Annotated in this window: 12 protein-coding genes; 10 read left to right on the top strand and 2 right to left on the bottom strand. The window is 51.8% G+C overall.

Going from position 1 to position 12,986, the window contains the following annotated elements:
- Positions 1–2 precede the first annotated feature (2 nt).
- Positions 3–1,394, top strand: a complete 1,392-nt coding sequence (locus LKD71_RS00245) for a YARHG domain-containing protein (protein WP_227613904.1) — start codon at positions 3–5, stop codon at positions 1,392–1,394.
- 193 nt (positions 1,395–1,587) lie between these two features.
- On the opposite strand, the gene LKD71_RS00250 is transcribed toward LKD71_RS00245, so the two are convergent.
- Complete coding sequence (locus LKD71_RS00250) at positions 1,588–3,375, bottom strand: ABC transporter ATP-binding protein (protein WP_227613905.1); 1,788 nt, start codon at positions 3,373–3,375, stop codon at positions 1,588–1,590.
- A gap of 14 nt (positions 3,376–3,389) precedes the next feature.
- Complete coding sequence (locus LKD71_RS00255; RefSeq protein ID WP_227613906.1) at positions 3,390–5,177, bottom strand: ABC transporter ATP-binding protein; 1,788 nt, start codon at positions 5,175–5,177, stop codon at positions 3,390–3,392.
- 139 nt (positions 5,178–5,316) lie between these two features.
- Between LKD71_RS00255 and LKD71_RS00260 the strand changes: the two genes are divergently transcribed.
- The 9 genes from LKD71_RS00260 (at position 5,317) to LKD71_RS00300 (ending at position 12,968) form a co-directional block, all read left to right on the top strand.
- Positions 5,317–6,234, top strand: coding sequence for an AraC family transcriptional regulator (locus LKD71_RS00260; RefSeq protein ID WP_227613907.1), 918 nt, complete (start codon positions 5,317–5,319; stop codon positions 6,232–6,234).
- A gap of 217 nt (positions 6,235–6,451) precedes the next feature.
- A complete protein-coding gene (rpsF, locus tag LKD71_RS00265) occupies positions 6,452–6,739 on the top strand; it encodes a 30S ribosomal protein S6 (protein ID WP_178045943.1) in 288 nt (95 codons plus the stop codon).
- 28 nt (positions 6,740–6,767) lie between these two features.
- Positions 6,768–7,250 carry a single-stranded DNA-binding protein gene (locus LKD71_RS00270; RefSeq protein WP_178045942.1) on the top strand — a complete coding sequence of 161 codons (483 nt, stop codon included), beginning with the start codon at positions 6,768–6,770 and terminating at the stop codon, positions 7,248–7,250.
- 18 nt (positions 7,251–7,268) lie between these two features.
- Entirely contained in the window at positions 7,269–7,532 is a 264-nt protein-coding gene (gene rpsR / locus LKD71_RS00275; RefSeq protein ID WP_178045941.1) for a 30S ribosomal protein S18, read from the top strand.
- A 69-nt stretch (positions 7,533–7,601) separates the two neighbouring features.
- Positions 7,602–8,528, top strand: coding sequence for an alpha/beta fold hydrolase (locus LKD71_RS00280; protein ID WP_227613908.1), 927 nt, complete (start codon positions 7,602–7,604; stop codon positions 8,526–8,528).
- 108 nt (positions 8,529–8,636) lie between these two features.
- The gene (locus tag LKD71_RS00285; RefSeq protein WP_227613909.1) at positions 8,637–10,685 is read left to right on the top strand and encodes a DHH family phosphoesterase; all 2,049 of its coding nucleotides are present in this window, start codon (positions 8,637–8,639) and stop codon (positions 10,683–10,685) included.
- A gap of 2 nt (positions 10,686–10,687) precedes the next feature.
- On the top strand, positions 10,688–11,134 hold the full coding sequence (gene rplI, locus LKD71_RS00290; RefSeq protein WP_178045917.1) for a 50S ribosomal protein L9: 447 nt from the start codon (positions 10,688–10,690) through the stop codon (positions 11,132–11,134).
- A gap of 4 nt (positions 11,135–11,138) precedes the next feature.
- Complete coding sequence (gene dnaB / locus LKD71_RS00295; RefSeq protein ID WP_178045916.1) at positions 11,139–12,467, top strand: replicative DNA helicase; 1,329 nt, start codon at positions 11,139–11,141, stop codon at positions 12,465–12,467.
- 321 nt (positions 12,468–12,788) lie between these two features.
- A complete protein-coding gene (locus tag LKD71_RS00300) occupies positions 12,789–12,968 on the top strand; it encodes a hypothetical protein (RefSeq protein WP_227613910.1) in 180 nt (59 codons plus the stop codon).
- The last annotated feature ends 18 nt before the right edge of the window (positions 12,969–12,986 follow it).

The raw sequence follows: 12,986 nt of genomic DNA on the forward strand, positions 1-12,986 counted from the left end.
AGATGAAAAAAGGACTGAAAAAAATCCTGCCGGGCACAGGGGCAGTCCTGCTGGTTCTGGCAGGCGGGGTCATGGCCGGAGCAGCTGGAAAAGAGCAGGAATATATTTTTCCGGAGGTGGATAAGGAGCTTCTGACCGAGGAGGATGTAAAAGACCTCCCGGCTGAGCTCCTGGCCTACGGCCGCTATGAGATCCTGGCAAAACATGGCGAATTGTTTGAATCGGAGGAATTGAAGGAATATTTCGGAAATCAGGAATGGTATTTTGGCTTCCTCTCCGACGAGAAAGAGGTGGAAGGACTCTTAAATGACATTGAGAAAGAGAACCTGGCCTTCCTGGAAAAGAAGGAAAAAGCCGAAGGCGGGTACGAGCTGGATCAGAAGGATTTTGATTACGAGATCGTGAAAAAATGGTTGGAGGGCACTTATGTGGCGGGGGAGGAGACGACCCGGAAGACTTCTGAGAAGAAGACGAAGGAGACGGAGGCTGCAAAAACGGCGGAAACCGAAGCGCCTGCGACAGAAGCTCTGGCAACAGAACCGGCCACTGAGACACCTGCGACAGAAGCCCCGGAAACAGAACCGGTTACCGAGGCACTTGCGCCGGAGCCTGCAACAGAAGCCCCGACAGAGTCTGTGACCGAGACTCCTGAGACAGAGGAACATGTGACCGACGGAAAATTCGAAGATCTCTCCGATGTGGACCTCTTTTCCCTCTCCCAGGACGAGCTGGCAACGACAGTCCGGGAGGAACCGGAGACGGAAGCGGAGAGTGAGACAGAAAGTGAAACGGAAACAGAGAGTGAAATCGAGGCCGACACCCGCAGCGAGTACATTTTCCCGGATATGGATACCCGGTATCTGACCCAGGATGAGGTATCGAAGCTCTCCCTCCAGGCTGTCTGCTATGCCAAGAACGAACTCTACGCCCGCCATGGAAGAAAGTTCCTCTCCCAGGAACTTAAAGACTATTTTAACGATAAAACCTGGTACGAAGGCACCGTGGACCCGGACAGCTTTTCGCCCGGTGTCTTCAACACCTACGAGAACGACAATCTGCTGCTTCTCGTCAGCGCCGAGGAAAAACTCCTGCCCGGCGGCTATGTGCTGGATCAGCAGGGCTACGATATCCATAAAGTGGATACAGCCTGCAAACACACCCTCGGGGAGACAGCGAAGACGGGAGACACCTCCGGGTATGTCTTTGTGGTCATCGATTCCGACAGCATCATGCACGACGATGCCCGGCTGGTAAACGGCAAAGTCGTGGATGCCAACGGAAACGAGATCCCCGGCTGTTACGAGCGTGAGGATGGCCGGGTGGCAGATGCCCTGGGAAACATCATCAATCCCCAGGAAGGCCAGCTGGTAAAAGAAGAAAGCTTTAAAAAATAGTAACGATTCAGAGCCGCACTTCGATTCCGCTACGCTTCATCTCGTTGTGGCTTCTCGCCAAATAGCTTTCCAGTCAAAAGTGTTCGTTCATGCAAGCATGACTCACACTTTTTGTTGAAAACCTGCTTGGCTCTGAATAGTTACAAAAAAACTGCCGCTTCGGAAAGTAAGATTTCCGGGCGGCAGTCTCTTTTTATGCGGTTTTGTGTACTTCTTCCAGCTGGGCGGTGTAGAGCTTGTAGTAGTAACCTTTTTTCGCCATAAGTTCTTCATGGCTTCCGGTCTCCATGATGCCGCCGTCATCAATGTACATGATCCGGTCGCAGCCGCGGATCGTGGAGAGACGGTGGGCGATGATGAAGGAGGTTCGTCCCTGAAGCATGGCGTTGAGGCCGGTCTGCAGGGCTTTTTCCGTCTGGACGTCGATGCTGGAGGTGGCCTCGTCGAGGATCAGGATGGAGGGATCGGAGAGCAGGGTTCTCGCAAAGGAGATGAGCTGTTTCTGGCCCTGACTCAGCATAGAGCCGCGTTCCCGGACTTCCGTATCGTACCCCTCGGGCATCCGGCTGATGAAGTCGTCGGCGCAGACGATTCTGCTGGCTTTGCGGATCTCATCCTCGGAGGCAGTCAGTTTTCCGTAACGGATGTTGTCGCCGATGGTTCCGGAGAAAATGAAACTGTCCTGCATCATGATTCCCATCTGGGAACGGAGAGAGTGGATCGTCACCTCGGAGATATCCTGGCCATCGATCAGCACCCGGCCGCTGTCCACGTTGTAGAAGCGGGAGATCAGGTTGACGATGGTACTTTTTCCGGCGCCGGTGGGGCCGACCAGGGCCACGCTCTCGCCGGGTTTCACCGTGAAGGAGACATCTTTTAAGATCTTTTTCGTCTCGTCGTAGGAGAAGGCCACATGGTCGAAGGTGACTTCGCCGCGGATCGTGGGCATCTCTTTCGCATTTTCCTTGTCGGAAACCGTCACCGGCTCGTCCATGGTTTCAAAGATACGCTCCAGATAGGCGATGTTGTTGATGAAGTTGTTGAAAATGTTTCCCAGGTTCATGATGGGCTGCCAGAAGAAAGAAGCGTAGCTGGAGATCGCCACGATGGTTCCGAGGGATTTGTTTCCCTCTCCGAAAATCACGAGGCCGAAGAGGAAAATCGCGGCCCGGACGCAGACGGAGATCGCGTCGATGCCCGGCCACACCAGGTTGGAGTAGCGGACAGCCGTGTTCCAGGTCCGGCGGCAGTCCTGGGAAAGATCCTGGAAAATCTGGGCATTTTCGTCCTCACGGGCGAAAATCTGGGTGATTCTGGCGCCGACAATGTTCTCCTGAAGATAAGCGTTCAGGTTGGAGTTCTTGTTGGAAACAGCCTGCCAGGCTTTTCGCTGTTTGTTTTTGATCCAGATCATGAAAACTGTGAGAATCGGCACGCCGCAGAGAACGACGAGGGCCAGCTGCACATCCACCAGGAACATGAAAATCACGATGAAAAGCAGATTGAAAGATTCCAGCACGATGTTGATCAGTCCGTTGGAGAGCATATCCGAGACGGAGTTTACATAGTTGACCACGCGGATCAGGATTTTGCCGTGGGGGCGGTCATCGTAATACTGGAAGGGCAGCTTCTGAAGGTGCTCGAACAGGTCTTTCCGGATATCATAAATGATATTCTGGCTCACCTCTACCATGATCTTGCTACGGATCGTTACGAAGATTATGCTGCCCGTATAGAGGGCCAGCAGGGCGATTACCAGAGAAAAAAGCAGTCGGAAATTTTTGTCCGGAATGGCCACGTCCAGGGCGTGCTGGGTGATCATCGGGGCTATGTAGCCGAAGGCTCCGCCAAGGCTGCTTAAGAGAATGGCGATAATCATCCGTTTCTGATATTTCTTAATATAGGAAGAAGCTCTGAGAAGATGACGTATGTCAAATGGTTCTTCGAGAATTTCATCCTGCTTGTAAGTATTTTTTGCCATATTTTTCCACCTCCTTAAAGCTCATCCAGGCCGGTCTGCAGTTTGACCAGCTCGTAATAGTAGCCTTTTTTCGCGAGCAGCTCCTCGTGGGTGCCGCTTTCCTCGATGTAGCCGTCCCGAAGCACGACGATCCGGTCGGCATCTCTGGTTGTGGAGATTCGCTGGGCGATAATCACCTTCGTGCAGGGGAAATCCAGCTCCTTAAGGGAGTGCTGGATCTGCTTTTCAGTCTCCATGTCCACGGCGGAGGTCGTGTCGTCCAGAATCAGGATGGAGGGGCGGATCGCCAGGGCCCGGGCCAGGGAAATTCGCTGTTTCTGGCCGCCCGAGAGGCCGACTCCGCGCTCGCCCACGATGGTATCGTAGCCTTCCGGCATCTTGGCAATGAAATCCGAGGCGGAAGAGTAGCGGGCAAATTTTACCACGTCATTTATCTTGATGGAACCGTCGCCGTAGGCGATGTTACCCTCGATGGTGTCGGAATAGAGGAGCACATCCTGGGTGGCGAGGCCAATGTGGCGGCGCAGATCGTGGAGCCTTAAATTTTCCACGGGAGTGCCGTCAATGAGGACTTTTCCTTCTGTGGGCTCATAGAAGCGGGGAATCAGATTGATAAGGGATGTTTTTCCGCAGCCCGTTTCACCCATGATGGCTACCGTCTCACCGGGATTTACAGTAAAGGAAATGTTATGGAGCACCGGCAGGTCGCCGTCCTCGTACTGGAAGGAAACGTTTTTGAACTCGATTTTTCCGTCGAAGCGGTCCGGATGTTCTTTGGCATCCTCATGATCCTTGATTTTCGGCTCGGAATAGTAAAGCTCCATAACCTTTCTGGATGCGGCGGAGAAACGCTGAAACTCGTTCATGATATTTCCCATCTGACGCATCGGGTTGGCGATGGCCCAGATCAGGCCGGAGAAAGCCACATATTCGCCCATTGTGAGCTGGCCTTTGATGAGGAAAACGCCGCCCACACCCAGCATGACGAGGGGCATCAGGTTGGCGATGGTCTCCACATAGGGGAAAAATTTCAGCCAGACCATAGCGGTAGCCTTGTTTGTCTCGCAGAAATCCCGGTTGGCTTTGTCGAATTTTTCAATCTCATAATCTTCCCGGGCGAAAGCCTTCACCACGCGGTTTCCGGAGATGTTCTCCTGGGCGCAGGTGTTCATCTGGGAAAGTTTTTCACGGAGCAGTGCGTGCATGGGTGCCACCTTATTCCGGAACAGGTAGATGATCCAGAAAACGAAGGGGGCAATCACCAGCAGGCAGAGGGCCATTTTCCAGTTGGTATAGAGGAAAAAGATGGCAGCCGCCGCGAAGAGGGAGAAGGACTCGATGACCATGCGGATGATCCAGGCCACCATATGGCGGATCGCATCCAGGTCTCCCGTGAGTCTCGTCATGAGATCGCCGGTGCGGTAGGTGCTGTAAAAGGTCATATCCTGGCGCTGAATTTTGTCATAGAGGTAGTTCCGGACCCGGTAAAGGACGGTCTGGGACACATGCTCGTAGATCATGCAGACGCCGTAGACGATGACACAGCGAAGGAGCGTGAAGAGCACCATCGCAAGGATGAGCTGGTAAAAAAGATCCCGGTGGGTGCTTAAGTTTTCCCGGGCGTTTTCCCCGGTGAGGAAAAGATCGACGATCTTTCCGGAAAAGTACGGCACGGTCAGCTGTAAAATGTTGTAGACCACGGTGCCGGCCATTCCCACAAAGTAAATTCCGCGGCAGCCCTTCATATTTTCCCAGAGCCACTGGAGTTTTGTTTTCGGGAATGGATTTGTCTCTTGTTTCATAACGCATGCCTCCCCAATAGGTATTTTTAATTTTTGGTCATTGTATCGTATCAATTTTTTTGCGGATGTGATATAATCCGATTATCGAAAAATGGAATATTTCTATTCTCTTGAGCGTATAAAGGAGGACTTATCTCCAATGAAAAATCTGTTTGAGTACAGCGACATCCTGCACTCCCCCATTGAAGCATTCACCTGTGCCACAGAAAACTTTCATCTTCCCGTAGAAGCCCACTGGCACTATTTTATGGAGGTCATTTATCTGCAGGAAGGGTCCGTTCTTGTGACCTGCAACGATGCCTGCAAACGGGTGGAGGCCGGAAGCGTCATGTTCTTCCCACCCCAGGCTGTGCATGCCATCTACGCCGACGGCGGAAAAAGGTTCCGCTATTTCTGTATCAAGTTCAACATGAACCGGATTCGGCTGACGGGAAGCTACCTGCCGGATCTGAATCTTGCTTTTCGGAGAGTCGGTGCGCTGCCCTGTCCGCCGATCCTTTTTACGCCGAAAGACCTGCCGGGGGTGGACCTTGGCGGTTTTTTCGAGGATGTGGAGCGGGAATACCGGGAGAAGCAGTACGGTTATGATGCCAGCATTTACTCCTCCTTTGCTTCTCTGATGCTGAGGATCTTAAGGATTTGGCACTGCCAGGGAATTTCGCTGGATCTGGAGGCTTCCTCCGAGACCGAGGAGAACCGGATTCAGGATATCTTGGTCTATATCGACCGCCATTCACAGGAGAATATCAATATAGAAGAATTGGCTCACCACTACAACATGAGCTATTCCTATTTTGCCAAAATGTTCCTGAAATACTATGGCCAGAGCTGCAAGCAGTATATCGAGTTCATCCGGCTGAACAAGGTGGAAAATTTCCTGCTTTTCACCGATTACGACCTGAACTATATCGCCGCCGAGACTGGTTTCGCGGACTGCAGCCATCTGATCCGGACCTTTAAGAAACATTATCAGATCACGCCAAAGCAGTTCCGCCTCCGAAGCCGTACGATTGGAAACGGCCTTGTGCCAGAGGAGACGAGAGCTGCGGGAAACTAATCAGGACCACCAGCACTCCGGCAAACGGAAATGCCTACGCCCTTGCTGTGGAAGAACCTCTGGCACCTGGGAAGAGCGCTGTCTTTTTCCTTTCTTTTCGAAAAAAAGTGCTTGCCATAAAATCCTTTCTGTGTTATAGTTAAAAACTGTGATATATTATTTTCCTTGTTCCCTGCATGGGTCAGGGGGCCAGAGACCATAAGGAGGTGCGAAGAGCATGAACAAATACGAATTAGCACTGGTTCTGAACGCAAAGGTTGAAGACGACGTTAGAACAGCTACTCTCGAGAAAGTGAAAGGACTGGTTGAGCGTTTCAACGGTACCATCACCAACGTGGACGAGTGGGGCAAGAAGAAACTTGCTTACGAGATCCAGAAAATGAGAGAGGGCTACTACTACTTCATCCAGTTTGATGCTGATGCTGCATGCCCGGCAGAAGTGGAGAAACGTGTACGCATCATGGATAACGTTCTCAGATACCTGATCGTCAGACCTGAAGCATAAATCAATCTGACTGAGAGAAGGAGATTCCATGAATAAAGTTATTTTAATGGGGCGCTTGACAAGAAATCCTGAAGTTCGTTATTCCGCAGGGGACAGTTCCATGGCCATCGCCAGATACACCCTTGCTGTTGACCGCAGATTCACCAGAAGAGGTGAGGACAACAACGGAGCCACCGCAGATTTTATCCCCTGTGTGGCTTTCGGACGCAGTGCTGAGTTCGCTGAGAAGTATTTTCATCAGGGAATGAAGGTGGTAGTCACCGGCCGTATTCAGACCGGCAGCTATGTGAATAAGGACGGACAGAAGGTTTATACGACAGACGTTGTCGTAGAGGACCAGGAGTTTGCGGAGAGCAAAGCATCATCCATGGCGAATGGCAGTAACGGGGGTTACAGCGATTATCAGCCATCTGCCCCGGCACCGGCAGCAAAGCCTGCACCCAGTGCAGCAGTCGGTGATGGATTTATGAATATTCCGGACGGCATTGATGAGGAGTTACCGTTCGACTAAGAAAAGGAGGTTACCACCATGGCTTACAATAAAGCAGAGAAAAGCGATTCTCCCATGAAGAGAAGAGGCGGACGCAGAAGAAAGAAAGTTTGCGTATTCTGTGGCAAAGAGAACAACGAGATCGATTACAAGGATGTTAACAAACTGAAAAGATACGTTTCCGAGAGAGGAAAGATCCTTCCGAGAAGAATTACCGGAAACTGTGCAAAACATCAGAGAGCTCTGACTGTTTCCATTAAGAGAGCACGTCATCTTGCACTGATGCCCTACGTTCAGGACTAATTCATCTATGCATGAGCAGCGCACCATCGAAGGATGGTGCGCTTTCGTTTTATACAGGAGGTGTTTGCTATGACCCATGTCATCCACAAAACCATCAAATCCCGGGCTGACGGCCTGGAGCTCTCCGTGCTGGAAGTCGTTCCGGAAGGAACCTTACGCGGTATTGTTCAGCTGGTTCACGGCATGAGCGAGAACAAAGAGCGCTACCAGCCCTTTATGGAGTATCTCGCAGCCCAGGGCTTTCTCACCGTGATTCATGACCACAGAGGACACGGGGCCAGTGTCCGCCACAAACGGGACTTAGGCTACATGTACGGAGGCGGCGCAGAGGCCCTTCTGGAGGACATTTATCTCATCAACGAGACCCTTCACAAAAAATATCCGGAGCTCCCGCTGATCCTTTTCGGCCACAGCATGGGTTCCCTGGCCGTACGGAGCTTTGTGAAAAAGCACGACGACTGCGTGGATGCCCTCATCGTCTGCGGTTCTCCCTCCAGAAATCCGGGCCGCCCCATGGGCGAGTTCCTGGCAAAAGCGGCGAAGCTGTTCTTTGGCGGCCGCCATGTGTGCAGTCTCATCGAGTCCATTTCCTTCGGCCCCTATGTGGCCCGCTTTGCTGATGAGAAAAACAAATTTGCCTGGGTCTGCTCCGACCGGAAGGTGGTGGAGGCCTATGCGGCTTCTGAACTCTGCGGCTTTACCTTTACTGCGGACGCTTATCTGGCGCTCTTTGAGCTGATGAAACGTACCTACGACAGGAAAGACTGGCGGGTGACGAAACCGGACCTCCCGATCCTTTTCATCGGAGGCGAGGAGGATCCCTGTATCGGCAGCCGGAAGAAATTCGGGGAGGCCATCCATACGATGGAGGCAGTCGGCTACCGGAAAGTAAAAGGCCATCTCTACCCCGGCATGCGCCACGAGATCCTCAACGAGACCGGCAAACAGCAGGTTTTCCGTGAAATCCTCCGGTATTTATCAAAAGAAGGATTTTAAGCTTCCATAACTCTCAAAAAAATGGTATGATTGGAAAGTAAGCATCCATTAACGTATCAGGCAGACGCAGGAGGCCTGGCTTTCTGCGACTGTATACAGGAGTTGGATATGAAAAAGACGAAAATCAAATATAAGGGAAAACTGAAGTCTTACATGCAGTGGCCGGTGGTCTTCCTGGTGATCATGGCAATCATGAACGTGGTGGTCTATACTGTTTCCATCAGAGCCGGGTTCGTTGTGTCAGGTTTTCTGGCACTCTTCGTGGTGCTGTCACTGCTTCTGATTTTCCGGCACAGGCCTCTGATCCTTAATGATCTGATCTCCTTTGCCACCCAGTACGGCCAGGTACAGAAGACCCTTCTGGATGAGTTCAGCATCCCTTATGCTCTTTTGGATTCCGATGGCAGGCTCATCTGGATGAACGAGGAATTTTCCCTTACCGTGGGAAAAGACAAAGACTACAGGAAAAACATCCAAACCCTTTTTCCGGAGATCCACAGCGGCACCATGCCGGGCTTAAAAGGCGTAAAAGAGATCGAGATCCACTATGAGGACAGAGATTTCTGTGCCCGCCTTCAGCGCGTTTCCGTGCAGAGCCTGGAGGAAGCGGTGAATATTATCGAGATTCCCCAGGATAGGAATTATGTCATTGCGCTGTACCTTTTTGACAATACGGAGCTGAACCACTATATTCAGGAAAATCAGGACCAGAAAATGGTTCCGGGACTGATTTATCTGGATAACTACGACGAAGCCCTGGACAGCGTGGAGGAGGTGCGCCGCTCTCTGCTGGTGGCTCTCATCGATCGAAAGATCACGAAGTATATTTCTAACTATGATGGCATTGTTAAGAAATTTGAGACGGACAAATATTTCATCGTCATCAAGAACAAATATCTGAAGGAGCTGCAGGCCAACCGTTTTTCTCTTCTGGAGGAGGTCAAGGCTGTCAATATCGGAAACGAGATGAGCGTGACCTTAAGTATCGGTATCGGCATCAACGGCGGCAGTTACCAGCAGAACTATGAATTTTCTCGAATCGCCATTGAGCTGGCTCTTGGCCGCGGCGGCGATCAGGCGGTAGTAAAAGAGAACGACAAGATCTCCTACTACGGCGGAAAATCCCAGCAGATGGAGAAAAATACCCGCGTGAAGGCCCGTGTGAAAGCTCAGGCGCTCCGGGAATTTATCGAAAACAGCGAGGAAGTCGTGGTCATGGGCCACAAGATCACCGACATCGACAGTCTCGGTTCCGCCGTCGGTATTTACCGGGCGGCAAAAATGCTGGATAAGAAGGCTCACATCGTGCTGGGTGACATCAACAGTTCTATCCGGCCCTGGGTCAACATGTTCCGCAACAGCCGGGATTTCGACGAGGATATGTTTATCACCCACGAGCAGGCAGAGGCCATTGTCAATCCGCAGACCGTTCTTGTGGTTGTGGATACGAACCGCCCGTCCCTCTGTGAGTGTGAATCCCTTCTGAATATGACGAAAGTCATCGTGATTCTCGATCATCATCGCCGTTCCAGCGATGTTATCGAGAATGCGGTACTCTCCTATATCGAGCCCTTCGCTTCCTCCGCCTGTGAGATGGTGGCAGAGATTCTCCAGTATTTCACAGACGATGTGCGGCTGAAAACCGTGGAAGCGGACTGTATTTATGCCGGTATCATCGTAGATACCAACAACTTTGTGGCAAAAACAGGCGTGCGTACCTTTGAGGCGGCAGCCTTCCTTCGCCGGAGCGGAGCCGATGTGACGAGAGTCCGCAAGCTCTTCCGGGACGATATCACCTCCTACCGGGCAAGGGCAGAGGCGGTGCGCCGGGCGGAAATTTTCATGCATGAGTATGCGATTTCCCGCTGCCCCAGCGAAAATCTGGAGAGTCCCACCGTGGTGGGCGCCCAGGCGGCCAACGAGCTTCTGAACATCGTGGGCATCAAGGCTTCCTTTGTACTGACGGAGTTTCAGGGAAAAATCTATTTCAGCGCCCGAGCCATCGATGAAGTTAACGTGCAGATCATCATGGAACGTCTCGGCGGCGGCGGCCATCAGAATATCGCCGGAGCTCAGCTTTCCGATGTGACCATGAGTGAAGCCATCAATAAATTAAAAGAAGTTCTGACAAAAATGACAGAAGAAGGAGCGATCTAACAATGAAAGTAATCTTAACAGCAGATGTAAAATCTCTTGGAAAAAAAGGCGAGATCGTCGATGTAAGTGACGGATACGCCAGAAATATGCTGCTTCCCAAGAAACTCGGCGTGGAAGCAAACGCGAAAAATATCAACGATCTGAAGCTTCAGAAGGCCAACGAGGACAAAGTGGCAAAAGAGATCCTGGAGCAGGCCAGAGCCCTGGCAGCTGATATCGCTGAGAAGTCCATCACCGTTTCCATCAAAGTCGGTGAGGGCGGCAAGACCTTCGGTTCTGTTTCCAGCAAGGAGATCGCCGAGGCAGCCAAGGCGCAGATCAATCTGGAGCTTGACAAGAAGAAAATCCAGCTTCCGAGCCCGATCCGTACTCTGGGTGTGACCATGGTTCCGATCAAGCTTCACCCGAAGGTAACTGCTGAGCTGAAGGTTCATGTAAAAGAGGCTTAAGAGAATGGAAGAAGCGCTGATCAAACGGGTTCTGCCCCATAGCGTGGAGGCTGAGCAGTCCGTCATCGGTTCCATGATCATGGACCGGGATGCGATCATGACAGCCTCGGAAGTCATTACAAGTGAAGATTTTTACCAGAGCCAGTATGGTGTCCTTTTCGACGCCATGCTGGAACTTTATAATGAGGGAAAACCGGTAGATCTGGTCACTCTGCAGGAGCGCCTGAGGGAAAAAGATGTGCCGCCGGAGATCAGCAGCCTGGAATTTGTCAGAGACCTTCTGGATGCGGTCCCCACCTCGGCCAACGTGCGCCATTACGCCACGATCGTCCAGGAAAAATCCATGCTCCGCAAGCTCATCAAGGTCAACGAGGACATCGCCAATACCTGTTATCTCGCGAGGGAGAAAACGGAGGATATTCTCGAAGAGACGGAGAAAAAGATCTTTGACCTTCTCCAGTACCGGAGCACCGGCGATTTTGTTCCGATCAAGCAGGTCGTCTTAAATGCCCTGGATAAGATCGAGAAAGCTTCCAAAAACAAGGGAACCGTCACGGGTATTCCCACCGGTTTTATCGATCTGGACTACAAGACCTCCGGTTTTCAGCCCTCGGACCTGATCCTGATCGCGGCCCGTCCTTCTATGGGAAAAACGGCTTTCGTCCTCAACGTGGCCCAGCATATGGCCTTCAAGGAAGGAAAGACCGTCGCGATCTTCAGCCTTGAGATGTCAAAGGAACAGCTCGTAAACCGTCTGTTCTCTCTGGAATCCAAGGTCGATTCCCAGGCCCTCCGAACCGGAAACCTTACCGATGAGGACTGGGCGAAGCTCATTGAGGGAGCCGCTGTGGTCGGAAAATCCAACCTGATTATCGATGATACACCGGGTATCTCGATTGCCGAGCTTCGGAGTAAATGCCGGAAATTCAAGCTGGAGCACGATCTAGGCATCATCATCATCGACTACCTGCAGTTGATGAGCGGCGGCAAACATTCCGAGTCCCGCCAGCAGGAGATCTCCGAGATTTCCCGATCCTTAAAAGCCGTGGCCCGAGAACTCAACGTCCCTGTAGTTGCCCTGTCTCAGCTTTCCCGAGCCGTAGAGCAGCGTCCCGACCACCGTCCGATGTTGTCCGACCTCCGAGAATCCGGAGCCATCGAGCAGGATGCCGACGTGGTTATGTTCCTCTACCGAGACGACTATTACAACAAAGACACCGACAAGAAAAACATCGCTGAAGTCATCATCGCCAAACAGCGAAACGGCCCTATCGGAACCGTTGAACTCGTATGGCTGCCGAATTATACGAAGTTCGCGAATATGAAAAAGTAGAGCCGTGCAAACGGACATATGGAAATCCCCACCCTGCTTGCAGGAGTGGGGGTTTTTATATGGACGTTTATAGGGCGAAGCCCGACAGCGACATGAAGCGAAGCGGAATGGAGCTGAAGCACGGCTCCCAGTAGTGAGCAGCCAGACATATGAAATTCCCCACCCTGCTTGCAGGAGTGGGGATTTTTATATGGACGTTTATAGGGCGAAGCCCGTCAGCGACATGAAGCGAAGCGGAATGGAGCTGAAGCACGGCTCTCAGTAGTGAGCAGCCAGACATATGAAAGTCCCCGCCCTGCTTGCAGGAGTGGGGATTTTTATATGGACGTTTATAGGGCGAAGCCCGACAGCAACATGAAGCGAAGCGGAATGGAGCTGAAGCACGGCTCCTTTGCAGGCTTTATTCCTGCAAGGGAGCTTTTTTTCTATAAAAAAACGCAAAAAACGCGCGTTGCGAAAAGAGGAGAAATAGGCTATACTGGCGGCAAGTTACTCGTGTAATGAGAACTATAAATGGGG

Origin of the sequence: Fusicatenibacter faecihominis, from assembly GCF_020686945.1 — a bacterium.
Lineage (GTDB): Bacteria > Bacillota > Clostridia > Lachnospirales > Lachnospiraceae > Limivivens > Limivivens faecihominis.